Origin of the sequence: Mesorhizobium sp. ES1-6, from assembly GCF_020164775.1 — a bacterium.
GTDB lineage: Bacteria > Pseudomonadota > Alphaproteobacteria > Rhizobiales > Rhizobiaceae > Mesorhizobium.
This window is the reverse complement of sequence record NZ_JAIUGU010000001.1, coordinates 661,953-687,964: the sequence shown is the minus strand read 5'-3', so window position 1 is coordinate 687,964 and position 26,012 is coordinate 661,953. Positions and strand designations below refer to the sequence as shown.

24 protein-coding genes are annotated in these 26,012 nt (G+C 62.9%); 13 read left to right on the top strand and 11 right to left on the bottom strand.

Features of this window, described 5'->3' with window-relative positions; translation table 11 throughout:
* Nucleotides 1-30: 30 nt before the first annotated feature.
* Together LB564_RS03565 and LB564_RS03560 are read right to left on the bottom strand one after the other, a co-directional pair.
* Entirely contained in the window at nt 31-693 is a 663-nt protein-coding gene (locus LB564_RS03565) for a DUF2608 domain-containing protein (RefSeq protein ID WP_224534988.1), read from the bottom strand.
* On the bottom strand, nt 690-989 hold the full coding sequence (locus LB564_RS03560; protein WP_224534985.1) for a DUF3572 domain-containing protein: 300 nt from the start codon (nt 987-989) through the stop codon (nt 690-692). The genes LB564_RS03565 and LB564_RS03560 overlap by 4 nt, the downstream gene beginning before the upstream one ends.
* A 247-nt stretch (nt 990-1,236) precedes the next feature.
* Between LB564_RS03560 and LB564_RS03555 the strand changes: the two genes are divergently transcribed.
* The 10 genes from LB564_RS03555 (at nt 1,237) to LB564_RS03510 (ending at nt 11,477) form a co-directional block, all read left to right on the top strand.
* Nucleotides 1,237-1,608: a response regulator gene (locus tag LB564_RS03555; RefSeq protein WP_006334976.1), complete on the top strand. Its 372-nt coding sequence runs from the start codon at nt 1,237-1,239 to the stop codon at nt 1,606-1,608.
* 33 nt (nt 1,609-1,641) lie between these two features.
* Nucleotides 1,642-3,015, top strand: coding sequence for a PleD family two-component system response regulator (locus LB564_RS03550; protein WP_140701524.1), 1,374 nt, complete (start codon nt 1,642-1,644; stop codon nt 3,013-3,015).
* Nucleotides 3,016-3,350: 335 nt separating this feature from the next.
* Complete coding sequence (locus LB564_RS03545) at nt 3,351-3,572, top strand: hypothetical protein (protein WP_224534984.1); 222 nt, start codon at nt 3,351-3,353, stop codon at nt 3,570-3,572.
* Entirely contained in the window at nt 3,550-5,037 is a 1,488-nt protein-coding gene (locus LB564_RS03540; protein ID WP_224534982.1) for an FAD-dependent monooxygenase, read from the top strand. Before LB564_RS03545 ends, LB564_RS03540 begins: the two co-directional genes overlap by 23 nt.
* A gap of 139 nt (nt 5,038-5,176) precedes the next feature.
* Nucleotides 5,177-5,911 (top strand): FadR/GntR family transcriptional regulator, encoded by a 735-nt coding sequence (locus LB564_RS03535; RefSeq protein WP_224534980.1) that lies wholly within the window; start codon nt 5,177-5,179, stop codon nt 5,909-5,911.
* Nucleotides 5,908-7,095, top strand: coding sequence for a PLP-dependent transferase (locus LB564_RS03530; RefSeq protein ID WP_224534979.1), 1,188 nt, complete (start codon nt 5,908-5,910; stop codon nt 7,093-7,095). The genes LB564_RS03535 and LB564_RS03530 overlap by 4 nt, the downstream gene beginning before the upstream one ends.
* A 29-nt stretch (nt 7,096-7,124) precedes the next feature.
* On the top strand, nt 7,125-8,402 hold the full coding sequence (locus LB564_RS03525; RefSeq protein ID WP_224534977.1) for an ABC transporter substrate-binding protein: 1,278 nt from the start codon (nt 7,125-7,127) through the stop codon (nt 8,400-8,402).
* A 228-nt stretch (nt 8,403-8,630) separates the two neighbouring features.
* Nucleotides 8,631-9,557 (top strand): carbohydrate ABC transporter permease, encoded by a 927-nt coding sequence (locus tag LB564_RS03520; protein WP_224534975.1) that lies wholly within the window; start codon nt 8,631-8,633, stop codon nt 9,555-9,557.
* The gene (locus LB564_RS03515) at nt 9,557-10,405 is read left to right on the top strand and encodes a carbohydrate ABC transporter permease (protein ID WP_224534973.1); all 849 of its coding nucleotides are present in this window, start codon (nt 9,557-9,559) and stop codon (nt 10,403-10,405) included. The genes LB564_RS03520 and LB564_RS03515 overlap by 1 nt, the downstream gene beginning before the upstream one ends.
* 4 nt (nt 10,406-10,409) lie before the next feature.
* Entirely contained in the window at nt 10,410-11,477 is a 1,068-nt protein-coding gene (locus LB564_RS03510) for an ABC transporter ATP-binding protein (protein WP_140701517.1), read from the top strand.
* A 102-nt stretch (nt 11,478-11,579) separates the two neighbouring features.
* On the opposite strand, the gene LB564_RS03505 is transcribed toward LB564_RS03510, so the two are convergent.
* From LB564_RS03505 to LB564_RS03465, 9 genes are all read right to left on the bottom strand, one after another.
* A complete protein-coding gene (locus LB564_RS03505) occupies nt 11,580-12,005 on the bottom strand; it encodes a hypothetical protein (protein ID WP_224534971.1) in 426 nt (141 codons plus the stop codon).
* A gap of 149 nt (nt 12,006-12,154) precedes the next feature.
* Nucleotides 12,155-12,322 (bottom strand): 50S ribosomal protein L33, encoded by a 168-nt coding sequence (gene rpmG / locus LB564_RS03500; protein ID WP_006201775.1) that lies wholly within the window; start codon nt 12,320-12,322, stop codon nt 12,155-12,157.
* A 155-nt stretch (nt 12,323-12,477) separates the two neighbouring features.
* Nucleotides 12,478-12,936, bottom strand: a complete 459-nt coding sequence (locus LB564_RS03495) for a hypothetical protein (protein ID WP_140701516.1) — start codon at nt 12,934-12,936, stop codon at nt 12,478-12,480.
* 110 nt (nt 12,937-13,046) lie between these two features.
* On the bottom strand, nt 13,047-14,225 hold the full coding sequence (locus LB564_RS03490) for an MFS transporter (protein ID WP_140701515.1): 1,179 nt from the start codon (nt 14,223-14,225) through the stop codon (nt 13,047-13,049).
* Nucleotides 14,226-14,302: 77 nt separating this feature from the next.
* Entirely contained in the window at nt 14,303-15,043 is a 741-nt protein-coding gene (locus LB564_RS03485; protein WP_224534970.1) for an NUDIX hydrolase, read from the bottom strand.
* Between the two features lie 72 nt (nt 15,044-15,115).
* Nucleotides 15,116-15,550 carry a DUF983 domain-containing protein gene (locus LB564_RS03480; protein ID WP_140701513.1) on the bottom strand — a complete coding sequence of 145 codons (435 nt, stop codon included), beginning with the start codon at nt 15,548-15,550 and terminating at the stop codon, nt 15,116-15,118.
* Nucleotides 15,550-17,856, bottom strand: coding sequence for a ribonuclease R (rnr, locus tag LB564_RS03475; RefSeq protein WP_224534967.1), 2,307 nt, complete (start codon nt 17,854-17,856; stop codon nt 15,550-15,552). The genes LB564_RS03480 and rnr overlap by 1 nt, the downstream gene beginning before the upstream one ends.
* Nucleotides 17,857-17,862: 6 nt before the next feature.
* Nucleotides 17,863-20,484: a type I DNA topoisomerase gene (gene topA, locus LB564_RS03470; protein WP_224534965.1), complete on the bottom strand. Its 2,622-nt coding sequence runs from the start codon at nt 20,482-20,484 to the stop codon at nt 17,863-17,865.
* 343 nt (nt 20,485-20,827) lie between these two features.
* On the bottom strand, nt 20,828-21,205 hold the full coding sequence (locus LB564_RS03465) for a hypothetical protein (RefSeq protein WP_224534964.1): 378 nt from the start codon (nt 21,203-21,205) through the stop codon (nt 20,828-20,830).
* Between the two features lie 209 nt (nt 21,206-21,414).
* Here LB564_RS03465 and LB564_RS03460 point away from each other — a divergent pair, with 209 nt between their 5' ends.
* The 3 genes from LB564_RS03460 to glmS all read left to right on the top strand — a co-directional run bounded on the left by LB564_RS03460 (nt 21,415) and on the right by glmS (nt 25,961).
* Entirely contained in the window at nt 21,415-22,161 is a 747-nt protein-coding gene (locus tag LB564_RS03460; RefSeq protein ID WP_224534962.1) for a cytochrome c biogenesis CcdA family protein, read from the top strand.
* Nucleotides 22,162-22,605: 444 nt separating this feature from the next.
* Nucleotides 22,606-23,970, top strand: coding sequence for a bifunctional UDP-N-acetylglucosamine diphosphorylase/glucosamine-1-phosphate N-acetyltransferase GlmU (glmU, locus tag LB564_RS03455; protein ID WP_224534960.1), 1,365 nt, complete (start codon nt 22,606-22,608; stop codon nt 23,968-23,970).
* A gap of 167 nt (nt 23,971-24,137) precedes the next feature.
* Entirely contained in the window at nt 24,138-25,961 is a 1,824-nt protein-coding gene (gene glmS, locus LB564_RS03450) for a glutamine--fructose-6-phosphate transaminase (isomerizing) (RefSeq protein ID WP_224534958.1), read from the top strand.
* Nucleotides 25,962-26,012 lie beyond the last annotated feature (51 nt).

The following is a 26,012-nucleotide window of genomic DNA, read 5'->3' as shown; positions in this document are numbered from 1 at the left end:
CGCTTGGCGCTTTCCTTTTTGGGACTTACCTCAACGCGCGCCGAGCCCCAGCGCATTCGCTATCTTCGGCGCGGCTTCATGCCAGTCCTGGACGACGACGACATCGTCCGAGACCGGCGGCAGGAACGCGCGCAGCGAATTGTCGGCCATGAGATGGAATAGATTTGCGTCGGCGACCGATTCCCGCACCGACGCCAGATTGTGCGGCTGATCGTCGACGAAGACCACCGGCCGGCCGCTCTTGCCGCGCAGCTTGGCCACCGCCGGCCCCTTGGCCATCTCGGTGGTCAGCAGCGGATAGCCTAGCCCCAGCGCATCGAGATGTGCGCGGCGCACCGCATGATGCCGGTGCGGCATGGCCGTCAGCAATATGATTTCCGCGCGGTTTCCAAGCCCCGCCAGAGCGTCCGCGGCGCCATCGGTGATGCTTTGCCAATCGGCCTGCGCGTCGAAGAAATCGCCCAGCAGCGCCGTGACTTCGGGTTGTTCGATCAGCCTGCCGCTGGCCGTTTCGGCGATGTTGCCGGTCAGCCGAAAGGACGCCAGCGTCAGGCCGTAACCGCGCGCCTTGAGGAAGTGCGGGAAGGGGCGGATGAATTCGAGCACGACGTCATCGACATCGAGCACCAGTAGCGGCCGGTCGTCGGCCGCCAGTTCCTCGATCTGGCGCGCGGTTTCGGGATCATCGCTCATGTGGAACGCTCATGATTGTCGTCGCCGAGCGGCAGTGCGCGCAACGCCTTGCCGACAGCGGCCGGCGGCGTGCCGGTCTCTTCGGCGAAGCGCATCAAGGTCGGCTCGTGGGCCAGGATGAATTGCAGGACGCCGGCCAGGAAACCCGGCTCGCCGGCGGCCCGGCGGATCGAATGCGCCTCTATTCCCGTGATCGCCAGAAAGCGCGGTAGAAGCTCCGGATCGCCGGCAACGAAGCCCAATGCCTTCACGGCAATGGTTTCGGCCTCTTCGCGCATTGACGCTGCGTTTGCCATCACTACCTTCGGTGTGTGGAATGAGTCTCTCCCGCAGTAATGGCAAGAGTTGCTTGCGGCAAGCCATTAGCGTGTGGCGCGCCTTTTGGACGCGCTGGGAGGCGAGGCGGAATTCGTGCTGCTTTGCAGGCTGCGGGTTTCCGTTTCGTCAATCATATTGCCGTATAGTGAAGCAGGGTTTGGTGCGTTCAAGCAAAGGGCGCATGACGGTCACCTCCGGGCGGAGGACGGCCGGGACGGGATATCGATGCCTAAGAAGGTCATGATCGTCGAGGACAATGAGCTCAATATGAAGCTCTTTCGGGACCTCATCGAAGCAAGCGGTTACGAGACGGTGCGCACCCGCAATGGTCTTGAGGCGCTCGACCTGGCGCGCCAGCACCGGCCGGACCTCATCCTGATGGACATCCAGCTGCCCGAAGTGTCGGGACTGGAAGTGACCAAATGGCTGAAGGAAGACGATGATTTGCACGTCATCCCGGTCATTGCCGTGACTGCCTTCGCGATGAAGGGGGATGAGGAGCGCATCCGCCAGGGCGGCTGCGAGGCCTATATTTCGAAGCCGATCTCGGTGCCGCGCTTCATCGAAACCATCAAATCCTATCTGGGCGATGCCTGATGTTCCCTTCCAGCCGAGCCGGAGCCTTGTGAAATGACCGCGCGGATCCTCGTCGTCGACGACATCCCTGCCAATGTGCGGCTGCTGGAAGTCCGGCTGCTGGCCGAATATTTCGAGGTGCTGACCGCCAATAACGGGCCCGATGCGATCGAGACCTGCGAGAACGGCAAGGTCGATGTCGTGCTGCTCGACGTGATGATGCCGGAGATGGACGGTTTCGAGGTCTGCCGGCGCCTGAAGAGCGATCCGGCGACGTCGCACATTCCGGTGGTGATGATCACCGCGCTCGACCAGGTTTCCGACCGCGTGCGCGGGCTGGAGGCCGGCGCCGACGATTTCCTGACCAAGCCGGTCAACGACCTGCAGCTGATGACGCGCGTCAAGAGCCTGGTCCGGCTGAAGTCGCTGACCGACGAGCTCAGGCTGCGCGCCTCGACCACCCGCAACATCGGGATCGAGGAACTCTTGAGCCGCAATTTCGCTTCCGAGGACACGACGCCGAAAGTGCTTCTGATCGACGAGCGCAAATCGTCGGTCGAGCGCATCCAGAAGATGCTGCGCGACCGTGCCGATCTCGACGTCACCGGCGATCCGCATGCCGGGTTCTTCCAGGCGGCCGAAACGCCCTATGAATGCGTGATGATCTCGACGGCCTTCGCCGATTTCGATCCGCTCAGGCTGTGCTCGCAACTGCGCTCGCTCGATCGCACCCGTTTTGTACCGATCATCCTGCTGGCGGAGGAGGGCGAGGAAGAGCGCATCATCCGCGGGCTGGAGCTCGGCATCAACGATTATCTGATGCGGCCGATCGATCAGCAGGAACTGACGGCACGGCTGCGCACCCAGGTGCGCCGCAAGCGCTATAACGACCAATTGCGCGCCAGCGTCACCCAGACCATCGAGATGGCGGTGACCGACGGCCTGACCGGGCTGCACAACCGCCGCTATCTCGACAGCCATCTGCAGACGCTGTTCGACCGCGCCGTGGCACGGCGCCGGCCGCTGTCGGTGATGATCACCGATCTCGACCGCTTCAAGTCCATCAACGACGCGCACGGCCATGACGGCGGCGACGAGGTGCTGCGCGAATTCGCGCGGCGGTTGCGCAAGAACGTCAGGGGCATCGACCTTGCCTGCCGGTTCGGCGGCGAGGAGTTCGTCGTGGTCATGCCGGACACCGATGGCGTCGTGGCCGAGAAGGTGGCCGAGCGCATCCGGGCCGAAATCGCCCAGAAGCCGTTCGCCATCGGCGCCGACGGCAAGACGATCGAGGTCACCGTCAGCGTTGGCGTGTCCTCGGTGCTGAAGGGTGTGGACACGGTGGCGGCGCTGATGAAACGCGCCGATCTCGCGCTCTACGAAGCCAAGAGTGGCGGCCGCAACCGTGTCGTCGCCAAGGCGGCCTGACGGTCCAGGGCCTGATTATCCGGTCAACCCAACAGGGTTACCCATTTACCTTAATCCAAGCGATTCGCGAGCCTTGGTTAAGAAACTGTTGATTTTCATAAGCTCTTGCGCAAATGTGCAGGCCACGACGAAGCCGGCACGAGGGTAGACAGCCGGCTCGATACCCGAATACCCCATGATGCTCAGGTCCGCCGCATCTCCTGGGTCCGTGGGGTCGGCCGGCCGGCGCTGGCACATAGTGGCCTCCTCGTACCGCTGCCAAACGCCGACCGGCCCCCTTTGTCTCACATGACATCAAGAGTCCCTGCCAAGCCCCGAAGTTCGGGGCTTCTTTCATGCGCGGAAAAACGGAATTGGCCGCTGGGTTTGTTCCGGCGTCTGTCGGCCAGTGGCGCTTCGCGCTTGCCGGCTGGGAGGGCGAAGGAAAGGCGCTATCCCTTCCATTACATACATATGGCGCACAAGGGGCTTGCGGCAAGACCTGGCTCCTCCCGTACAACCGCACCCTGGCCAACGGAAACGGGAGTAGCAAAAATGCCGGTATCGATGCCGACTGACGGACCGCGACGGGATCATGCTGTGCTGATCGCCGGAGGAGGGCCGACAGGGTTGATGTTGGCGGGGGAACTCGCACTGGCAAATGTCGACGTGGCCATTGTGGAGCGGCGGCCCAACCAGGAACTCATCGGTTCGCGCGCGGGAGGCCTGCATGCCCGCACCATCGAGGTGCTCGACCAGCGCGGGATCGCCGACCGGTTTGTCTCCCAGGGACACCCGTCGCAGTCGGTGGGCTTCAACATGGTGAAGCTGGACATCGGCGACTTTCCCAGCCGGCACAATTATGTGCTGGGGCTGCGGCAGAACCACATCGAGCGCATCCTGGCCGACTGGGTCAGCGAACTGAGGGTGCCGATCTATCGCGAGCGGGACGTCACCGGTTTCGCGCAGGACGATGGCGGCGTCGACGTCGAGCTATCCGATGGCCGGCGCCTGAGGGCGCATTATCTCGTCGGTTGCGACGGTGGACGCAGCACGATCCGCAAGACCGCGGGCATTGCGTTCGACGGATGGGATCCGACGATGAGCTGGATGATCGCCCAGGTCGAGATGGCGCAGGAACCGGCATGGGGCTTTCGCAGCGATGCCTATGGCGTTCACGCGATGGGCAAGATGGAGGAGGGCGGCCGGGTGGGTGTCGTGCTGACCGAGAGGCAGATGACTATCGGCGGCGAACCGACCCTGCGCGATCTCAGCGAAGCGCTTGTCGCTGTCTACGGCACCGACTACGGGGTCTACAGTCCGACCTGGATTTCCCGGTTCACCGATATGACGCGCCAGGCTGCCGCTTACCGCGACAGACGTGTGCTGCTGGCCGGCGACGCCGCGCATATCCATCCGCCAATGGGCGGGCAGGGCCTCAATATCGGCGTGCAGGACGCGGTGAACCTGGGATGGAAGCTGGCCCAGGTGGTCAAGGCGACGTCCCCTGCAACCCTGCTCGACAGCTACCATGCCGAACGCCATCCGGTTGCCGCGCGCGTGCTGCGCAACGCGATGGCGCAGGTCGCGCTGCGTCGCATGGATGCGCGCACCAAGGCTCTGGGCGATACCGTTGCCGAACTGCTCGCCATGGACGAACCGCGCAAACGGATCGCCGGGGAGATGTCCGGGCTGGGCGTCCACTACGACCTCGGGGAGGGGCACGCGCTGCTTGGGCGGCGAATACCCGACCTCGATCTGCTCACCGCCAACGGGCCGTTGCGGCTGTTCCGTCTGCTGCACGGCGCGCGGCCGGTACTCCTTAACCTGGGCGAGCCAAGCAGATTGGAGATCGCGCCCTGGGCCGATCGTCTCCGGCGGATCGACGCCAAGTATGCTGGGGCCTGGGAGCTTCCGGTCATTGGGGCGGTCGCCGCCCCAACCGCGGTATTAATTCGGCCCGACGGATATGTACCCTGGGTCGGAGACAAGACTGATCTTGGGCTGGCCGAAGCGTTGGCCGTCTGGTTCGGCCCGCCTTGAGCGGCTTCGCACAGCCTCGGGTAAGCTGTTGATACATATGGCGTCGTCCTTCGCGGCGGCGCCACCTCCTGACAAGCGATTGACAGCAGGCTTTATCTATGCAGAAATTGGTTGGACCATTGGACCACTTGGAGGAAGCGTGGACCAGAACAGCCTGCCACCCATTCAGACGACGGCGCGCGATGACGCCGTGCTGAAGGCATTGGTGGGCTTTGTCAGCGCCGAGGCTTTGCGGCCCGGTGAGAGACTGCCGACCGAGCGTATCCTGGCCGAGCGGCTCAAGGTCAGCCGCAACACGGTGCGCGAGGCGCTGACGCGGTGGGAAGGACTGGGTCTGGTCGAACGCCGGCAAGGCAGCGGCACCTATCTCAAGGCGGCCGTCTCGCCCGACATGCTGCATCTGCCGCTGACGCTGGCGGGCGGCAATGATTTCACCAGCCTGATGCACACGCTGGAAATCCGCCGCGCACTGGAGGCGGAGGCGGCGGCACTCTGCGCCGAGCGGGCAAGCCCCGCTGACATTGCCGAGATCGAACGCAAGCTCGATATCATGGAGCAGGCGTTTCGCACGCGCGACGGCATGTCATCGGAAGAGGACTGGGAATTCCACCAGGCGATCTACCGGGTCTCCGGCAATCCCTTGTTCGAGCAGATCATCGCGGCGATGCATGAGCTGTTCCACCGCTTTTGGGAGCATCCGCTTGGCGTCCGAGACTTCGGGCAGGCCAGCTTCCCCTACCATCGAACCGTCTACGAACGGATCGCCGCTGGCGACCCTGAGGGCGCACGTGCTGAAGCGCTCAAGTTGATCGCCACCGTCGAGGACGATCTGAAGCGCGGTGACGCCAAACTCAAACTTTTGGACCTTTCATGAACGAGCATCCAACCGGTTTCGACCACGATTATCTTGCCGAGGCGGCGACGCTTTTGGCGCATGACGAGCCGTTCCCCGGTGGCGCTGTGGTGCCGCCGATCTACCAGACGTCGCTGTTCACCTTCGCCAATTATGCCGAAATGGCAGATACGTTTGCCGGCAAACGAAAGCAGCCGATCTATTCGCGCGGCGACAATCCCACGGTCATGGAGTTCGAGGCGCGTGTCGCCGCGCTCGAGGGGGCCGAGGCCGCGCGCGGCTTTTCCAGCGGCATGGCGGCGATCAGCGCCACCGTGCTTGCCTTCGTCGGGGCGGGCGAGCGCATCGTGGCGGTGCGCAACTGCTATGGCGATGCCTACCGGCTGTTCGAGCGGCTCCTGCCGCGGCTCAACATCAAGGTCGATTATGTCGATGGCTCTGATCCGGATGCGGTCGCGGCGGTATTGCCCGGCGCCAAGCTGCTCTATCTGGAAAGCCCGACCTCGATGATGTTCGAACTCCAGGACCTGCCGCATCTGACCCGGCTGGCCAAGGAGCAGGGCATCATTACCACCATCGACAATTCCTGGGCGACGCCGGTGTTCCAGAAGCCGATCTCGCACGGCGTCGACCTGGTGCTGCACTCGGCCTCGAAATATCTCGGTGGCCATAGTGACACGGTCGCCGGCGTGGTGGCTGGCTCGGCAGCGCACATCAAGCACATCAACGAGCAGACCTATTCCTATCTCGGCGGCAAGCTGTCGCCGTTCGAGGCCTGGCTGCTGCTGCGCGGCCTGCGCACTTTGCCGCTGCGTCTGCCGCACCACATGAAAAGCGGTCTCACCATCGCCGAGCGGCTGAAGGCGCATGGCAATGTCGAGCGGGTCAACCACCCCGTCTATTCGAACCATCCGGGCAAGGCGACGCTTGCCGGCTATGGCGGGCTGTTCTCGTTCGAGGTGACGGACGATATCGACATCCCCGTCTTCGTCGACGCGCTGAAGTTTTTTCGCATCGGCGTCAGCTGGGGCGGGCATGAGAGCCTGGTCGTGCCGGCCAAGGCGTCGCTGGAGCAGACGCCGGGACTGAATTCGATGGCGCGCTTCGGCGTCAGCCCCCGAACCATCCGCTTCAATGTCGGATTGGAAAGTGTCGAAGACCTATGGGCCGATGTGGCCCAGGCCTTCGAAAAAGCCAGAAAATAACAAGCGGGTTCAAAATGGGAGTCTTGAACATGAAGAAATTGACCGTCATGCTTGCCACCGTCGCGGGGCTGGCGATTTCCGCCGGGAGCGCATTGGCCGATTCGACCCTGAAAATGGTCGAAGTGATCACCAGTCCGCCACGCACGGAATTTTTGAAGAAGCAGATCGCCGAATTCGAGGCGGCCAATCCGGGCGTCAAGGTCGAGCTGGTCTCGTTGCCCTGGGGCCAGGCATTCGAAAAGTTCCTGACCATGGTGCAGGCCGGCGATACGCCCGATGTGGTCGAGATGCCGGAACGCTGGATGGGTCTCTACGCCAATAACGGTCAGCTCGAGGATCTCGGCCCCTATATGGCCAAGTGGGACGACGCCAAGACCTTGGGTGACCGCGCCAAACAGTTCGGGTCCACGGTCAACAACACGCAATACATGATCCCGTACGGCTACTACATCCGTGCCCTGTTCTGGAACAAGAAGCTGTTCAAGCAGGCCGGCCTCGACGGCCCGCCCGCGACGCTCGACGAATTCGTCGCGGATGCCAAGAAGATATCCGCGATACCCGGCAAATACGGCTATTGCCTGCGCGGCGGGCCCGGCTCGTATACCGGGGTCAACATGTTCATGAACATCGCTGCCGGCAATGGCGCTGCCTTCAACGCGGACGGAACCTCGACAGCGAATGCGGAGGGCTCCGTCAAAGGCCTGCAGATGCTTGCCGACCTTTACAAGAACGGCTACGCGCCGAAGGACAGCGTGTCCTGGGGGTTCAACGAAATCGTCACCGGTTTCTATTCAGGCACCTGCGCGATGCTTGACCAGGATCCGGACGCGCTGCTCGGCATTGCCGACAAGATGAGCGCTGATGATTTCGCGGTGGCGCCGATGCCGGTCGGGCCAACAGGCAAGTCGTACCCCACGCTGGGCTATGGCGGCTGGGCGATGTTCGCCAATTCGCAGCACAAGGACGACGCCTGGAAGCTGATGGCGACCCTTTTGTCGCCCAAGGACAATCTTGACTGGGCCAAGGAAGTCGGTGTCATTCCGATCCATAATGGCGCCGATCAGGATGCTCACTTCAAGACCGAGCAGTTCAAGGGTTGGTTCGAGGAACTGAACAACACCAGCAAATACGAACTGGTGACGCCGCCGACCCACCTGGAGAATCTCGGCAACTTTGTCGACCAGGTCGCCATCAAGAATTTTCAGGAAGTGCTGCTCGGCCAGAAGACGGCCAAGGACGTTGCCGACCAGTGGGCTGCTTTCCTGACCAAGGAGCAGCAGGACTGGATGGCCAAGAACAAGAAGTAAGCGCAGGCTTTTCCCTTCTCCCCGTTTCACGGGGAGAAGGTGTCACGAAGTGACGGATGAGGGGCCGCGCTGAGTTCTCAGAAGCTGGCGCTGCCCCTCAGCTGCCTGCCCGTCCTCCGCAGCAGCTGCGCTGCAGCTACGGAGGGTGAACCGGCATCTTCTCCCCGTATCGTGACGGGGAGAAGGACGCTGCCCCCCAACGCCGCTCCAGGGAGCCGTTCCACAGCCATGACCTATGCCGTCCCCGAAATACGATCCGCCGGCGTTTCGCGCCGCAAGCGGCTGTCCTATGCGGCGGTCGAGCCCTGGCTTTACCTCAGCCCGGCGATCGTGCTTCTGATCGTCGTTCTGTTGGTGCCGCTCATCATCGGCATCAGCTATTCGTTCCGCAAATTCTCTGCTTTCAAATCCGAATTTGTGGGCCTTGGCCAATACCACGCCATGCTGTCCGATGCGGCGCTGGGGCAGGCGCTTGTCAACACGCTGTGGTGGACGGTCGCCAGTCTTTTCTTCCAGTTTTTCCTCGGGTTAGGCTTGGCCTTGCTTCTCGACAAACCATTCATCGGGCGAAAAGTCGTCCAGGCAGTGGTGTTCCTGCCCTGGGCGGTCCCGTCCTTCCTGTCGGGCCTGACATGGGCGTGGCTGTTCAACCCGATCATCGGGCCGCTGCCGCACTGGCTTTTCGTGTTGGGGCTCAGGTCTGATCCGTCCACCAGTATCCTTTCCGACCCGGCCACCGCCATGTGGGGGCCGGTCATCGCCAATATCTGGTTCGGCATTCCGTTCTTCGCCATCACGCTGCTCGCGGCGCTCAAGTCGATCCCCTCCGAACTGCATGAAGCGGCGGCGATCGACGGCGCCTCGCCATGGCAACGCTTCAGCAAGGTGACGCTGCCATTCCTGGCGCCGACCATCATCATCACCGTCATGCTGCGCACGATCTGGATCGCGACCTTCGCCGACCTGATCTTCGTGATGACGGCAGGAGGCCCCGCCGGGGCGACCAGCACGGTGCCGGTCTACATCTATGTCAGCGCCTTCAAATCGCTGGACAAGGGCTATGCTTCCGCGGTGGCGGTACTGTTGCTCGCGCTGCTCATTGTCTACGCCATCGCGCTGATTGGCATCCGGCGCTCGCTCGTGAGGCATGTCTGATGATCGCCGGTCGCTCCACCTCTTCGCGCATCGTCAGCGGCATCGGCCTCTACGGCGCCATTGCCGCCTATATGATCTTCGCGCTGTTCCCGATCTTCTGGACGCTGAAGATATCGGTCACGCCGGAGCGCTTGCTCTATTCCGAGGGCATCACGCTATGGCCGTCGCAGACGACGTTACGGAATTTCTACACCGTGCTGGAAGCCTCTGATTTCCCGCGCTATTTCCTGAACAGTGTCATCGTGTCGGTGGCGACGGCGGCCTTGGTGACCGTGATCGCCACACTGGCCGGCTATGCGATGTCGCGCTTCACCTTCCGCGGCAAGGCTGCACTGGCTCTCATGTTGCTGCTGACCCAGACCTTTCCGCTGGTGATGGTCATTCCGCCGATCTACCGCGTGATGGGCGAGATCGGCCTGATCAACAGCCTGACCGGGCTGATCATCATCTACACTGCCTTCAACACCGCCTTCGCCACCTTCCTGATGCAGTCCTTCTTCGACGGCATACCGAAGGATCTGGAAGAGGCGGCGATGATCGACGGCTGCACCCGCGCCCAGGCAATGCGCAAGGTGATCGTGCCGCTGACGCTGCCCGGGATGGGCGCGACGCTCGGTTTCGTCTTCACCGCCGCCTGGAGCGAGCTTCTGTTCGCGCTGATGCTGATTTCCAGCGACGACAAGAAGACCTTCGCCGTCGGCCTGCTGACCTTCATCGGCAAGTTCGCCGTCGACTGGGGGCAGATGATGGCCGCGTCGATCCTGGCGCTGATTCCGGTCTGCATCTTCTTCGCCTTCCTGCAACGCTATCTCGTCACCGGCCTGACCGCCGGCGCTGTCAAAGGATAGATCGATGGCCTCTGTCACGCTCGAAAAGGTCCGCAAGGATTACGGCGCCGTCCGCGTCCTGCACGCGGTCGATCTCGAGATCGCCGACGGCGAGTTCGTCGTCCTGGTCGGCCCGTCCGGCTGTGGCAAGTCCACGCTTTTGCGCATGATCGCCGGCCTGGAGGAAGCCTCCGGCGGCGAAATCCGCATCGGCGAGCGGCTGGTCAACGACGTGGCGCCCAAGGACCGCGACATCGCCATGGTGTTCCAGTCCTATGCGCTCTATCCGCATATGGACGTGTCGAAGAACATGGGCTTCAGCCTGATGCTGCGAAAAGCCGAGAAGCCGGCGATCGATGCGCGCGTCGACGGTGCGGCCAAGCGGCTGGGGCTCGATACGTTCCTGCAGCGCCTGCCCAGGCAATTGTCCGGCGGCCAGCGCCAGCGCGTCGCCATGGGCCGCGCCATCGTGCGCGATCCCAAGGTTTTTCTCTTCGACGAGCCGTTGTCGAACCTCGACGCCAAGCTGCGCGTCCATATGCGCGCCGAGATCAAGGCGCTGCACCAGCAGTTGAAGACCACTTCGGTCTACGTCACCCACGACCAGATCGAGGCGATGACCATGGCCGACCGCATCGTCGTCATGCATGACGGGCTGATCCAGCAGGTCGGCGCCCCGCTCGATCTCTACGACCGGCCGGCCAACATGTTCGTCGCCGGCTTCATTGGCTCGCCGGGCATGAATTTCCTGCCGGCAAGGGTGGCGAAGGGCGGCAAGGTGGACGCCGTGTTGTCCGATGGCCAGAAGCTTCGGCTGCCGGACGGCCTGCCGCTCAGGGATGGTGAGGTCATCACCGTCGGCCTGCGCCCGGAGCATATCAGGCTGGCGGACGACGGTGCGCTGCAAGGCGAGGTCGGGGTAGTGGAGCCGCTCGGGCTGTCGACGCAGTTCTATGTCAAGCTGGCCGGCCAGCAGCTTTGCGTCTTTGCCATGGGCCGTGCCGGCGTGAAGCCCGGCGACATGGTGCGGCTGGCGGCCGATCCGGCATCGCTGCATTTGTTCCACGAGAAGAGCGGCGACCGCATCGGATAGCTGTTCACGGCCAAGCACCGGATAAGCAGGTGGACCGTGGCCTGAGTCGCTGCTTCGCTACTCGTTGCTGAGTGTTGTTATGAACCTTTGGCTCTTTGCGGCTTATTTTTTCCGTGCCCTTTCGCTTGCCGCCATCATCCGAGCCAGTCGGTCTTGCACGGCCGGCGGTTCATTGAAAACGTAAAGTCCGCTAAGGGCGGTGTAGAGCGCAACATCAAAAGGCAAGTAGGCCTCGAGGCGATCAAGCAACCAGTCGCTCATCATATCTTCAAAGGGACCGACGCCTAGTTGAGCCACGGCCTTAGCATGCTCTGGTAGGCGGGCTTTCGCTAGAATGGCCATCACACGTTTGAGCTTGATCTCGCGCGGCTCGTCATGCGTGGACCAATGCCATTCCGAAGGATCGGCAAGATAGCTCTCAATGTAGGTTTGCGTATCCAACGGCACATTGCCCTGTGCGTGCCTCCTGAAGTCAGCAGGCACCCAAGAGAGATCTTCGCTGAGATCGAGGCGAGTAAAACGGCTCATAGGATGACAACACCACAAAAGTCGGGAATTGCGACATCACAAAAAATCGGTAACTGCGACGATCGGCAGCCGCCACCGTGGAGAGCTGTAAGCGAAAAACGCCGCCCGATGGGCGGCGTTTCGGCATTCCAAAAGGGAAAAAACCCAGACTACTTGATCTTGGTTTCCTTGAATTCGACATGCTTCTTGGCGACCGGGTCGTACTTGCGGAACGACAGCTTGTCGGTCTTGGTACGGCTGTTCTTGCTGGTGACGTAGAAGAAACCGGTGTCGGCGGTCGACAGAAGCTTGATCTTGATGTTTGCGGCTTTGGCCATGATCTCAGTCCGTTATGTTCGTGGGGTTTTGGCCGCTGGAGCACGGGAAAAACACCCGGACGCGGGAAACTTGGCGCGACACATAAAGAACGTGCCTGGAAAGTCAAGCCCGGCGGACCCGATGTGGCCCGCCCAAGCCGCCCGGAATGGATAAATCAGACGGTTTCCGGCTCCGGTGCCGCGACCTTCTTCCAGTCTCCGGTCGTGTTCCACCAGCGATTCGGATTGGCCCGGTCGTCCAGCCCCTTGGAGCGGCTGGCAAGGATCGGCTGGATGCGGATCACCGGCTCCTGATAGGAATGCGCCTGGAAAATAGCCTCGACGACGCGGGCCGCCAGCTCTTGGTCGTCGGGCAATTCGAAGGAAACCTCGACTGTGCCAGGACGGCGGCGCAATTCGCTTTCGGCGCCCGCCGCGGCCCCCTCAAGCGGCCTGTAGCGCTCGATGCCGTGCGCCGACTGATAGGCATTGCGGTCATACTTGCCCATGGCAAGCGGTGCGATCGCCACAACCGCGTCCATGATGCGGTCGACGTCGGCGGCCGGAGCCTGGAAGCTGACGAGCAGCAGGAGCATCATTCGCAGCGAAGTGGTTTCAAAGCCGCTGTCGATCATCGGAGTGTCCTCGGTTCAGGGTGTTTTAGGACACCCTTTTAACCGGTGGCTGCTGACACGGTTCTGTCAGCAGCCTGCCGCTGCGCAGCGTCGATAACGACTGGGTGGCTCTACAGCAGGATCTTGCGAACGAGCCTGAAGCAGACCAGGGCGATGTAGGCGGCGAAGAACAGGCCGAGCGACCAGCCAAAGCCGGAGGGGCCGAAACTGTCCATGCCGATACCGATCGCCTGCGGGCCGAGTACCATGCCGACGCCGTAGCACAGCACGAAAGCGGCGTTGGCCGACGCCAGTTCGTGGCCGGAGAGCTGCGAGCCGAGATGGGCGAGGCCGATCGTGTACATGGCGGCAACGACACCGCCCCAGACAAACAGGAGCGCGGCCATCAAGTGCCAATTGGCGGCAAAGAAGGGCATGAATATCGTGCCGACGAGCCCGACCGTGGCGCAGGCGAGCAAGAGATAACGCCGGTCGGAGACGCGGTCACTGATCATGCCGATCGGGATCTGCAACAGGACGTTGCCAAGGCCGATCATGGTCAGCAGCAGCGCCGCGTCGGCCTCGGAATAGCCGATGCGGTTGCCATAGACCGGGAACAGCGCGAAGCCGCCGGTCTCGACCGCGCCGAACACAAGCACGGCGAAAGTCGCGGTCGGCACCAGCCAGATGTAGCGCAGGAAGTGGCTGGTCTCGCTCTCAGCCACGATGGTGGGGCTTTCGTTGCGGGCGGCCAGCACCGGTATGGCGGCGAGCGTCACCAGGGCGATGATGACGCCGAACGGCCTGAAGCCGGAACTGCCAAGATGGGCGAACAGCCACGGTCCCGCGGCAAAGCCGAGCGACAGGACGGTGGCGTAGATGCCAAGCACAAGGCCGCGACGCTGCGGCGGCGCCGACGTGCTGATCCAGAACTCCGACAGGATGAACAGCACCGTCAGCGCGATGTGCAGCACGATGCGCAGCGGAAACCACATCCAGAAATCGGGCGCGAAATGGAAACCGACGAAAGCCAGCGCGCCGGTGGCGATCATGGCGATCATCGTCCAGGCGACGCCAAACCGCATGGCAAGCGGCGTGGCGAGCGGCGCCCCGGCGATCGAGGCCAGGCCGGCAACGGCCGTGTTGAGCCCGATCATCGAGGCCGAATGGCCGCGTGTTTCCAGGATAACGCTGAGCAAGGGCATGCCGAGGCCAATGGCGATGCCGACGACGCTGATCGACGAGATCGCCGCTACCATCGGCAGCCAGTGTACGCGTTCGTCGCCCTGTGGTTGGGTATCGACCGTCATGAGATGCTGAATACTCTGTCTTTTTGAGATTGCGCAATTCCTGTGGGAAACCGCATCACACTTTTCGTGGAATTGCTCTAGAGAAGTTCGCGGGTGAAGCGGTTGCGGACAAGCCGGTAGAAGGGGACGGGACCGCCCGGTCGCAGCAGCGGATCATCGGCGAGCCGCTTTTCCAGCTCGTCCAGGATCATTCGGGTGATGTCGGGTATGTCAGCCTGCCTGGCCTTGGCGAGCGGCAGCCAGACCAGTTCCTCCAGTTCATTGGTCGGGCCGCCATCGGACAATTCGATGGCGACGTCGTCACGCCAGGCGCTGAAGAAGCGGGTGTCGAAGCGGCGTACCCGGTTCGGCGGCGTGATGGCGCGCGCGATGAAGCGCAGCGCTTCCAGCGATGGCGCCACACCATGCTCGACGAAACCCTGCCAGTCGCGCTTGGTCGTGGCGAAAGCACCCTTGCGGCCGATCAGTAGGCCGGCTTCCTCGTAGGTCTCGCGGACGGCCGACAAAGCGATTGCGCGGGCGCGGGCATGGCCGGTGCGGCCGGGGCCGGCCGTCAGCTTGGCTTCTTCGTGCGGGTCAAGTGCGGTCGCTGTCGGGATGCGACTGTCCGCTGGGTCGGTTCGGCCGCCCGGGAAGACGAATTTCCCTGGCATAAAGGCGTGCGCGGCGTGGCGGCGGCCCATCAGCACCAGGACGTCATCGCCCCTGCGGTCGAGCAGGATCAAGGTCGCCGCGTCACGCGGACGCAAGGGCCGGCCGCCATGGGCGGCAAGGCCCTTGTCGAGCTTGTCGACGTCCGCCTTGGTCATTCCGTTCATACGCTCGACCTAGCGGAAACTTCTTGCATGCGAAAGTGGCCTTAGCGATTGGCGTGTTGCGCCAGTGGCGCGTCACGTGCCGGCATGCGGCTCGACCTCGTCCTTTTCGCCACCAAACCCGTGCATATAGAACGCCCATTGCAATCCGATGACGGCGCCTTTGACCGGTTGCAGCAGCGCCACCGAGAGCAGGATGGTCAACGGCACCCAGATGAGGATGTGCTGCCAGCTGGACAAGGTCGACGTCGCCTCGACGCCCATGAAGGCACCGAGAACGATATGGCCGACAATGACGATGACCAGATAGGCAGGCAAATCGTCGGCGCGATGGTGATGGATCTCCTCGCCGCAGACGCTGCAGGTTTCGACGGTCTTGGTGAAGCCACGGAACAGCTTGCCTTCGCCGCAATTGGGGCAGCGGCCCAGCAGGCCGCGTTTCATCGCCGTCCACAAAGGGCGTGCAACCCGGCCCGAATGATGTTCGCCGCCAAAAACCTGTTGTTCCATCACCGTCTCCTGCCGCGCGATCCCGGTCGCGATTGCGACGCGCGGGCGCGGCCCTTAGCCTTGTGAAACGACCTGCTGGAGCCTGGCAGGGGCTTCGGGTCGGTCAACATCTCGAAGCGCATCGCGCCGGCCATCGGCGCCACCTCGACCAGCCGGACCTCGACGCGGTCCGCGAGCTGATAACCCTTGCCTGAACGTTCTCCGAACAGGGAGCGGGCCGTCTCATCGTATATATAGTAATCGCCGCCCAGAGTTGACACCGGTATGAAGCCATCGGCGCCATATTGCGGCAATTGGACAAAAAGTCCTGATTTGGTGACGCCGGAGATGCGGGCGTCGAAGCGGTCGTCGATGCGCTCGGCGAGGTAGGCCGAGATCAGCCTGTCGACCGTGTCGCGCTCGGCGGCCATGGCGCGGCGTTCCGTGCCGGAGATCAGCACCGCAACGTCTTCGAGGCGGGCCTCCTCGTCTTGCGTCAATCCGCCCGGACCGAGGCCGAGCGCGGCGATCAGCCCGCGGTGCACGATCAGGTCGGCGTAGCGGCGGATCGGCGAGGTGAAATGCGCGTAACGCCTGAGGTTGAGGCCGAAATGGCCGATGTTCTTGGGTGAATATTCGGCCTGGCTCTGTGAGCGCAGCACCACTTCGTTGACCAGCGCCTCATTGTCGGCGCCGCGCACGCGCTCCAGAATGCCGTTGAACTGGCTGGGCCGCATCTGGGCGCCGCGCGCCAAGGACAGGCTGAGCGTCTGCAGGAATTCACGCAGCGATTCCTGCTTGGCCAGCGACGGCGCGTCGTGGATGCGGTAGACCAACGCCTGCTTCTTGCCCTCCAGCGTTTCGGCGGCGGCGACATTGGCCTGGATCATGAACTCTTCGATCAGCTTGTGGGCGTCGAGCCGCTCCGGCACGATGACGCGGTCGACCGTGCCATCATCTTTCAGCAGGATCTTGCGCTCCGGCAGGTCGAGTTCGAGCGGCTGGCGGCCGTCGCGACCGCGCTTGAGGATCGCATAGGCATCCCAGAGCGGCCTCAGCACCGTCTCCAGGATCGGACCGGTCTTGTCGTCGGGAACACCGTCGATCGCTGCCTGAGCCTGCGGGTAGGCGAGCTTGGCCGCCGACTTCATCATGACGCGGTGGAAGGAATGCCGGATCTTGCGGCCGTCGGCGGAGAAGGTCATGCGCACGGCGAGCGCTGGACGGTCCTGGCCCTCGCGCAGCGAACAGAGATCGTTGGAGATGCGCTCCGGCAGCATCGGCACGACGCGATCGGGGAAATAGACCGAATTGCCGCGCTTCAGCGCCTCGCGGTCGAGCGCCGTGCCGTAGCGGACATAGGCGGCGACATCGGCGATGGCGACGGTGGCGATCACGCCGCCGGGATTCTTCTCGTCGAGGTCAGGGGTGGCGAAGACCGCGTCGTCATGGTCCTTGGCATCGGCCGGGTCGATGGTGACCAATGGCAGGTCGCGCCAATCCTCGCGATGATCGAGCGTCGCCGGCTTCACGGCTTCGGATTCGGCTATGACATCGGCCGGGAAGATGTGCGGAATGTCGTGCGCGTGGATGGCGATCATCGAGACCGCCTTTTCGCTGGTTAGCGAACCCAGCACGTTGAGCACCTTGGCGCGCGGCAACCCATAGCGGGAAGCGCGCGCGGGCTCGACCTCGACAAGGTCGCCGTTCTTCGCGCCGTTCTGGAATTCCTTGTCGACGATCAGCTCGGGCTGGCGCCGCTCCACCGGCTCGATGCGGAAGCTGCCGTCCTGAAGCACACGGAAGACTCCGAGCACTGCGTCGGTGCGCTTCTCGAAAATCTTCATCACCCGGCCGGTATAGGCAGGCCCTGACGGATCGTCGGTCGGGAAGGTCTTGGCCAGCACGCGGTCGCCGATGCCCGGCGCAGGGCCGTTGCCGCCGCGCGACACGCGGATCGAGACGACCGGCGGCTCGCCGCCACCTGTCGACTCGGTCGGATGCGCCAGCAAGATGCCATCGCCGTCGCGGCCAAAGATGTCGAGCACGGCGACATGGGGCAGGGCGCCGACGCGGGCCAGCCGCTTGCGTTCCCGGGTCAGGACGCCTTCGTCCTGCAGGTCGCGCAGGAGATCCTTCAACCAGATGCGGTCGTCGCCACGCAGCGCGAACGCCTTGGCGATCTCGCGTTTGCCGGCGCGATCGGGGTTTTCGGCGATGTAGCGCAGGATTTCGTCACGCGAGGGCCGATAGTCGTCCTTGACCTTGGCCCTGGTGTCGGCGGTGCGCGGATCGCCGTGGCTTCGTCCGGAGATCCTGCGCGCCACGCCGTCCTACCCTTTTTTCTTCGCGGCCGGTTTTTTGGCCGCCGTTTTCTTGGCTGCGGGTGCCTTGGCCGCCGCTGCCTTGCGGAACGGCTTCTTGCCGCCACCGTCCTTGGCTTCCTTCTCGGCAATCAGCGCCAGCGCATCCTCGATCGTCACCGATTGCGGATCCTTGCCCTTGGGCAGCGTGGCGTTGACCTTGCCGTAGTTCACGTAAGGGCCGTATTTGCCGTCGCGCACGACGATCTTGCCGCCGCCATCGGGATGGTCCCCAAGCTCCTTCAGGGCAGCCGGCGTGCCGCCATTGCGTCCACCCTTGCCCTTGGACTGCTTCTCGGCAATCACCGTGACGGCACGGTTGAGACCGATCGAGAACACGTCCTCGATGCTGTCGACATTGGCGTAGGTGCCATCATGCAGCACGAACGGGCCGTAGCGGCCGAGACCCGCCGAGATCATCTTGCCGCTTTCGGGGTGTTTTCCGACGTCGCGCGGCAGCGACAACAATGCCAGCGCCTTCTCATGGTCGATCGACTCAGGCGTCCAGCCTTTCGGCAGGCTTGAGCGCTTGGCTTCCTTGCCGTCGCCGCGCTGGATGTAGGGACCGAAGCGGCCCGAGCGCAGCGTGATTTCCTCGGCAGTGTAAGGATCCTTGCCCAGCAGCCTGGTGCCTTCCTCGCCGCCGCCATTCTCGCCATTGGGGTTGGCGGCGTCGCCGAGCTGGCGGGTGAAGGAGCATTCGGGATAGTTGGAGCAGCCTACGAAGGCGCCGAACTTGCCGAGCTTGAGCGACAGATTGCCGGTGCCGCATTTCGGGCAGATGCGCGGATTGGAGCCGTCCTCGCGGGCGGGGAAAACCAACGGCGCCAGCTCCTCGTTCAGCGCATCGAGCACGTCGGTGACGCGCAATTCCTTGATGTCCGCGACGGCGCCGGAGAAATCCTTCCAGAAGTCGCGCAGCACGTCTTTCCAGGCGAGCTTGCCGTCGGAAATCTCGTCGAGCTTTTCCTCCAGCGATGCGGTGAAATCATATTCCACATAGCGCTCGAAGAAGCTTTCCAGGAAGGCCGACAGCAGGCGGCCCTTGGCTTGCGGCACCAGCCGGCGCTTGTCGATCGTGACGTAGTCGCGGTCTTCGAGCGTCTTCAGGATCGCGGTGTAGGTCGAGGGACGGCCGATGCCGAGCTCTTCCAGCTTCTTGATCAGCGACGCCTCGGAGTAGCGCGGCGGCGGCTCGGTGGTGTGCTGGGTGGCGTTGATCGCCCGGCGGGCGAGCTGCTCGCCGGCGCGGATTTCCGGCAGGCGGCGATTCTCCTCGTCTTCGGCGTCGTCGTCCTTCTGGTCGGTGTAGGCGGCGATGAAGCCGTCGAAGCGAACGACCGAGCCGACGGCACGCAATTCGGCGGTACGGGCGCCATTCACCGCCTCGATCTCGACAGTCGTGCGCTCGATTTCGGCCGACTGCATCTGGCTGGCGATGGCGCGCTTCCAGACCAGTTCATAGAGCCGCATCTGGTCGGCATCGAGATATTGCCGGACCGACGCCGGGGTGCGCATGAAATCCGTCGGCCGGATCGCCTCGTGCGCCTCCTGGGCGTTCTTGGCCTTGGTGGTGTATTGGCGGGGCTGATCCGGCAGATATTTCGGGCCGAATTCCTTGGCGATAGCATCGCGTGCGGCCGAGATCGCCTCAGGCGCCATCTGCACGCCGTCGGTTCGCATATAGGTGATGAGGCCGGTGGTCTCGCCGCCGATCTCCATGCCTTCATAGAGCCGCTGCGCGACCTGCATGGTGCGGGTGGCGGAGAAGCCGAGGCCCGACGAAGCGGCCTGCTGCAACGTCGAGGTGGTGAACGGCGGCCCGGGATTGCGCCTGGTCGGCTTGGCTTCCACCGACAGCGCCTTGAAGGCGGCGCCCTCGAGCATCGCCTTGATGTCATCGGCCTGCGCCTTGTTGGCAATGTCGAGTTTTTGCAGCTTCTTGCGCTCGAACGCGGTCAGCCGCGCCTCGAAAGTCTCGTTGCGCGGCGTGCCGAGGATTGCCGCGATATTCCAGTATTCCTCGCGAATGAAGCGCTCGATCTCGGATTCGCGGTCGCAGACCAGGCGCAGCGCCACCGACTGGACGCGGCCGGCCGAGCGGGCGCCCGGCAGTTTGCGCCACAGCACCGGCGACAGGGTGAAGCCGACGAGATAGTCCAGCGCCCGGCGGGCGAGATAGGCATCGACGAGAGGCGCGTCGATCTGGCGCGGATTGGCCATCGCTTCCAGCACCGACGACTTGGTGATGGCGTTGAAGACGACGCGGCTGACAGGCTTGTCCTTCAGCGCGCGCTTCTGCTTCAGCACCTCCAGCACATGCCAGGAGATAGCCTCGCCTTCGCGATCCGGGTCGGTGGCGAGGATCAGGCCGTCGGCATCCTTGACCGCGTTGGCAATCTCGGTGAGGCGCTTGCCCGAAGCGGTGTCGACCGCCCAGGACATGGCGAAATCCTCATCCGGGCGCACCGAGCCGTCCTTGGCCGGCAAATCGCGGACGTGACCGAACGAGGCCAGAACCTTGTAGTTCCTGCCCAGGTATTTGTTGATTGTCTTCGCCTTGGCCGGCGATTCGACGACGACGACGTCCATGAGGTCTCATATCAGCTATGATGCGGCAGAAGAATTCCGCTGCGCGCGACGAAATCTCGGTTCTGTTCGTCGCTCACATGGCCGCGCTTTTGCATCCGGTCAAGGGCAAGCGGCCAAAATGCGGGGATGCCGGCAGCAATACACTCTTAGAGTGTATGGAGAAGACCACATATTTTCGGATGGGCAGGCGCCGGCCTCGGAAGATCGGGAGAGGCTCAATTTGTTGCCAGTCCAGTCGGCATGAATGTGCCAGGTCGAGTCCGCTACGACCAGGCCGCCGGACTTGGAGGGATGCCCGGCGGCCAATGGGAGATCCCGTTTGGCGGAAATCCCGACGGAAAAATCAGTCAGCCTTGACGATATGCCAGACCTCGCCGACGCCATCGCCGTTCACATCGCCGGCCTTCTTGTCCTTGATGAAGGTATAGACGGGCTTGCCGTCATAGGCCCACATCTTGGTGCCGTCGGTACGGTCGACAACGCTCCATTCGTCATCGGCCTTGGCGCCGGCCTCGGCTTTCAGCGGCGGCCAGTTGGTGGCGCATTTGTCGTAGCAATTGGTCTTGCCCTTCTCGTCCTTGTCATAGGTGTAGAGCGTCATCCCCATGGCATCGGTGTAGATCTTGGTGCCGTTGACCTCGGCTTCCTTCCAGGCTTCGGCGGCAAAGGACGCGGCGCTGCTGAGCAGCAGTGCGGCCAGCCCTGTGGCTATCGTTTTCATGGAAATCTCCTTGATGTCTGAAGACGCGCGGAAAAATCGCGGCCTCCTTGTGTCAACGCTCCGCTGACGTGCTTTCTTCCCGAGCCGCGATGACTTGGCCGCGACGACTTGGCCGCGATGACTTGGCCGCGATGACTTGCCACATGATGGTGATTGGCGGACAAACCCGCGTGCCGCTATATCGTCGCCAGAACAGTCGGAGCTTTGGAATGGCATTGGACATCGGCTATGTCAGCGCGGTCGGGGCGGGGGCTATCTCGTTCCTGTCGCCATGCGTGCTGCCGCTGGTGCCGCCCTATCTCTGTTACATGGCCGGCGTGTCGGTCGATGATTTTCGCGGCAATGCGGGCGCAACCGCCAAGGAGGGCGCGCGCGGCGCGCTGCTTTATTCGTCGATCGCCTTCGTGCTCGGTTTTTCCACGGTGTTCGTGGCACTTGGCGCAGGTGCCTCGACCATAGGCCGGCTGCTGCGCGTCTGGCAGGAGCCGCTGGCGATGGGCGCCGGCGTGCTGATCATCCTGATGGGCCTGAATTTCCTCGGCATCCTGCGTATCCCGCTTCTGTCGCGGGAGGCGCGCTTCCAGTCGCAGGGAAAGCCCGCAAGCGCGGTCGCCGCCTATGTCATGGGGCTGGCCTTCGCCTTCGGCTGGACGCCCTGCATCGGCCCGGTGCTCGGCCCGATCCTGACGCTGGCCGGTGGTCGCGAGACGGTGGGCGAGGGCGCGCTGTTGCTCGCCGCCTATTCGCTCGGCCTTGGCATCCCGTTCCTGATCGCGGCGCTGTTCTCCGGCGCCTTCATGCGCTTCCTCGGCAGATTTCGTGTCCATCTCGGCCGCGTCGAGAAGGCGATCGGCGCCCTGCTGGTCGTTGCTGGGGTATTTTTCCTGACCGGTGGTGTGCAGACCGTGTCTTACTGGCTGCTGGAGAATTTTCCGGTGTTGGGACGACTGGGGTAGCTTGATTCTGGTCTTACCAGTGATAGTCGCGATATTACTCCCGCTGTCCCATAGGACCGAATACGAACAGGGACCCTAGTCCGCCGATCAAGGCACATATGGGGATAACAATAAAAGACTTTTCTAGAAACCCTGAAACGTCTGATTCTACTGTTAAAATACTGGTCAGAATAATACCTGGTACACCGCCAATGATTGCCCCTATGAAGAAGACAATCAAGGCGTTGAAAATCTGGTACAAGGTTATCATTCACTATTTTTTGCAAAACTGAGATTCTCAACAGCAGTACCGACAGAGTATTTATTTTGAATGAAGTGATATGCGACCGTCGCACTTCGCTCCAACCGGGACCGCGGCCTCACCGGAATTTAACCGCATTGGTGCAGCATGCCGCCGCTGCTATCGTGTCTTGATTCCCAACCCTTTGATATGGTTGTCCTTCCATGAGCCAGAGATCCTGCCTGTCCGTCATCCTCGCCGCCGGCGAAGGCACGCGCATGAAGAGCGCGCTGCCGAAGGTGCTGCATCAGATCGCCGGTTTGCCGATGGTTGCCCATGTGGTGAAGGCGGCCGAAGCCGCCGGTGCCAGCGGGCAGGCGCTGGTGATCGGGCATGGCGCCGACGAAATGCGCAAGGCGGCGGCGAAGTTCGCGCCGAAGGCCGAGACCTTCGTGCAGGAGAAGCGCTTGGGCACCGCGCATGCCGTTCTCGCTGCTCGCGGAGCGATATCAAGGGGTTACGACGATGTGCTTGTGATGTTCGGCGATACGCCGCTGATCGATGTGGACGCGCTGACCGTGGCGCGGCTGAAACTGGCCGAAGGTGCCGCTGTCGTGGTCATCGGCTTCCGTCCGCCCAGCCCCGTTGGTTATGGCCGGTTGATCGAAAAGGGCGGCAAGCTGATTGCCATCCGCGAAGAGAAGGATTGTTCCGAGGCGGAGAAAAAGATCGGCTTCTGCAATGCGGGTATGATGGCGGTGGCAGGCGTGCACGCGCTGAAGCTGCTCGACGCGGTCGGAAACAAGAATGCCAAGGGCGAGTATTATCTGACCGATATCGTCGAGATCGCCGGCGCGCAGGGCCTCGATGTCGTTGCCACCGAAGCCAGCTTTGAAAGCGCGCTCGGCATCAACAACCGGGCCGAACTGGCACAAGCCGAGGGCATCTGGCAGGCACGTCGCCGCCAAGAGGCAATGCTGTCGGGCGTGACCCTGATTGCTCCGGAAACTGTCTACTTCTCGCACGATACCGAGATCGGCGCGGATACGGTCGTCGAACCCAATGTCTGGTTCGGGCCTGGCGTCAAGATTGCGTCGGGCGCTAAAATCCATGCTTTCAGCCACATTGAGGGCGCCACCGTCGCCTCCAATTGCGATGTCGGTCCCTTTGCGCGGCTGCGACCAGGTGCCGATCTCAGGACCAAGGCCAAGGTCGGCAATTTCTGCGAGGTCAAGCAGGCCGTCATCGAGGAGGGCGCCAAGGTCAACCATCTGACCTATATCGGCGACGCGCGTGTCGGGGCGGGTGCCAACATCGGCGCTGGCACCATCACCTGCAATTATGACGGCTATTCGAAATTCTTCACCGACATCGGCGAGGGCGCCTTCGTCGGCTCGAACTCATCGCTGGTGGCCCCGGTCACCATCGGCAAGGGCGGCTATATCGCCTCGGGAAGCGTGATCACCGAAAGCGTGCCCGACGACGCGCTGGCCTTCGGCCGCGCCCGCCAGAAGACGATCCCCGGCAAGGCCAAGGAATTGCGCGAGCGCTTTGCCTCGGCGGCAGCGGCGAAGAAAAGCAAAACCTAGCCTCGAAAAACCGAACGGCCGCGGTAACCGGATTGCAAGAGCGGCCTGTCATGGTGCATGCGTGCGCAAGCGTCCGTTACAGCGGGCGAAATGCAATGTGACTTTCACGGCGGGCCGGCCATCCCTAAATAGCGCTGGTTTTCCATGGGGAATCGGGGGCTGTCCGGATGTGCGGTATCGTTGGAATCGTCGGCCACTCGCAGGTTGCGCCGCTCATCGTCGATGCGCTGAAGCGGTTGGAATATCGCGGTTATGACTCGGCCGGCGTTGCCACCATCGAAAAGGGTGAGCTTGGCCGCCGCCGTGCCGAGGGCAAGCTGGTCAATCTCGAACGCCGGCTCAAGGACGAGCCGCTCGAGGGCACGATCGGCATCGGCCATACGCGCTGGGCGACCCATGGCGTTCCCAACGAGACCAATGCGCACCCGCATTTTTCCGACGGCGTCGCCATCGTCCACAACGGCATCATCGAGAACTTCGCCGAACTGCGCGATGAGCTGATCCGCGACGGCTATTCATTCTCCTCGCAGACCGACACCGAGGTCGTGGCGCATCTGGTGGCGCGGGAACTCGCCAGGGGGCTGAAGCCGGTCGAGGCCGCGCACAAGGCGCTGAAGCGGCTGGAAGGCGCCTTCGCGCTGGCCATCATGTTCAAGGGCGACGAAGACCTGATCGTCGGCGCCCGCAACGGCCCGCCGTTGGCCGTCGGCCATGGCGATGGCGAGATGTTTTTGGGCTCGGACGCCATCGCGCTCGCCCCGTTCACCAATTCGATCACCTATCTCGAGGACGGCGACTGGGCGGTGGTGCGCCGCGACAGCGTCGCCATCTTCGACATCGACGGTAAAAAGGTCGACCGCAGGCGCCAGCAATCGCTGTCGACCAGCTTCATGGTCGACAAGGGCAACCGCCGCCATTTCATGGAGAAGGAAATCCACGAGCAGCCGGAGGTCATCTCGCACACGCTGGCGCATTACGTCGATTTCGTCTCCGGCGTCTCCAAGCCGCTCGACCTGCCGTTCAATTTCGCTGACATCAACCGATTGGCAATTTCCGCCTGCGGCACCGCCTATCTCGCCGGGCTGATCGGCAAATACTGGTTCGAGCGCTATGCGCGGCTGCCGGTCGATATCGATGTCGCCTCGGAATTCCGCTACCGCGAGATGCCGCTGTCGGCCAATGATGCCGCCTTCTTCATCTCGCAGTCGGGCGAGACCGCCGACACGCTGGCCTCGCTGCGCTATTGCCGCAAGGCAGGCATGAAGATCGGCGCCGTCGTCAATGTGCGGGAATCGACCATGGCGCGCGAATCCGACGTCGTTCTGCCGACGCTGGCCGGCCCGGAAATCGGCGTCGCCTCGACCAAGGCGTTTACTTGCCAGCTTTCGGTGCTGGCATCGCTTGCCGTGCGTGCCGGCGTGGCACGCGGCACGATTTCGCCTGAGGAAGAGAGGGCGCTGGTGCGCGCCTTGTCGGAAGCACCGCGCTACGCCAACCAGGTGCTCAAGCTCGAAGAGCAGATCGAACGCATCGCGCGCGAAATCTCGCGCTACAAGGATGTGCTCTATCTCGGCCGCGACACCAATTTCCCGCTGGCCATGGAAGGGGCGCTGAAGCTCAAGGAAATCTCCTACATCCACGCCGAAGGCTATGCGGCGGGCGAATTGAAGCACGGTCCGATCGCGCTGATCGACGAGAACATGCCGGTCATCGTCATTGCGCCGCATGACCGCATCTTCGAAAAGACCGTGTCGAACATGCAGGAAGTGGCGGCGCGCGGCGGCAAGATCATCCTGATTACCGACGCCAAGGGCGCGGCACAGGTGAGCGTGAAGACGATGGAGACGATCATCCTGCCCGACGTGCCGGAAATCATCTCGCCGATCATCTACGCCCTGCCGATCCAGATGCTGGCCTACTTCGCCGCCGTGTTCATGGGCACCGATGTCGACCAGCCGCGCAATCTGGCGAAATCGGTGACGGTGGAATAGCGCCCCTTTAAACGACCACCTTTAAAAACTTCGCAGTTCCAAACCGGCTTG

Bases quoted from the DNA above. Each gene is read 5' to 3' on its own strand.
- LB564_RS03550 (WP_140701524.1), top strand. From the start codon at position 1,642: ATGACCGCGCGGATCCTCGTCGTCGACGACATCCCTGCCAATGTGCGG.
- LB564_RS03460 (WP_224534962.1), top strand. From the start codon at position 21,415: ATGGCATTGGACATCGGCTATGTCAGCGCGGTCGGGGCGGGGGCTATC.
- rpmG (WP_006201775.1), bottom strand. From the start codon at position 12,322: ATGGCCAAAGCCGCAAACATCAAGATCAAGCTTCTGTCGACCGCCGAC.
- LB564_RS03565 (WP_224534988.1), bottom strand. From the start codon at position 693: ATGAGCGATGATCCCGAAACCGCGCGCCAGATCGAGGAACTGGCGGCC.
- LB564_RS03510 (WP_140701517.1), top strand. From the start codon at position 10,410: ATGGCCTCTGTCACGCTCGAAAAGGTCCGCAAGGATTACGGCGCCGTC.
- glmS (WP_224534958.1), top strand. From the start codon at position 24,138: ATGTGCGGTATCGTTGGAATCGTCGGCCACTCGCAGGTTGCGCCGCTC.
- LB564_RS03545 (WP_224534984.1), top strand. From the start codon at position 3,351: ATGCGCGGAAAAACGGAATTGGCCGCTGGGTTTGTTCCGGCGTCTGTC.
- LB564_RS03490 (WP_140701515.1), bottom strand. From the start codon at position 14,225: ATGACGGTCGATACCCAACCACAGGGCGACGAACGCGTACACTGGCTG.
- LB564_RS03505 (WP_224534971.1), bottom strand. From the start codon at position 12,005: ATGAGCCGTTTTACTCGCCTCGATCTCAGCGAAGATCTCTCTTGGGTG.
- LB564_RS03530 (WP_224534979.1), top strand. From the start codon at position 5,908: ATGAACGAGCATCCAACCGGTTTCGACCACGATTATCTTGCCGAGGCG.
- LB564_RS03485 (WP_224534970.1), bottom strand. From the start codon at position 15,043: ATGAACGGAATGACCAAGGCGGACGTCGACAAGCTCGACAAGGGCCTT.
- LB564_RS03520 (WP_224534975.1), top strand. From the start codon at position 8,631: ATGACCTATGCCGTCCCCGAAATACGATCCGCCGGCGTTTCGCGCCGC.
- LB564_RS03560 (WP_224534985.1), bottom strand. From the start codon at position 989: ATGGCAAACGCAGCGTCAATGCGCGAAGAGGCCGAAACCATTGCCGTG.
- LB564_RS03465 (WP_224534964.1), bottom strand. From the start codon at position 21,205: ATGAAAACGATAGCCACAGGGCTGGCCGCACTGCTGCTCAGCAGCGCC.
- LB564_RS03495 (WP_140701516.1), bottom strand. From the start codon at position 12,936: ATGATCGACAGCGGCTTTGAAACCACTTCGCTGCGAATGATGCTCCTG.
- LB564_RS03480 (WP_140701513.1), bottom strand. From the start codon at position 15,550: ATGGAACAACAGGTTTTTGGCGGCGAACATCATTCGGGCCGGGTTGCA.
- glmU (WP_224534960.1), top strand. From the start codon at position 22,606: ATGAGCCAGAGATCCTGCCTGTCCGTCATCCTCGCCGCCGGCGAAGGC.
- LB564_RS03525 (WP_224534977.1), top strand. From the start codon at position 7,125: ATGAAGAAATTGACCGTCATGCTTGCCACCGTCGCGGGGCTGGCGATT.
- topA (WP_224534965.1), bottom strand. From the start codon at position 20,484: ATGGACGTCGTCGTCGTCGAATCGCCGGCCAAGGCGAAGACAATCAAC.
- LB564_RS03540 (WP_224534982.1), top strand. From the start codon at position 3,550: ATGCCGGTATCGATGCCGACTGACGGACCGCGACGGGATCATGCTGTG.
- LB564_RS03555 (WP_006334976.1), top strand. From the start codon at position 1,237: ATGCCTAAGAAGGTCATGATCGTCGAGGACAATGAGCTCAATATGAAG.
- LB564_RS03515 (WP_224534973.1), top strand. From the start codon at position 9,557: ATGATCGCCGGTCGCTCCACCTCTTCGCGCATCGTCAGCGGCATCGGC.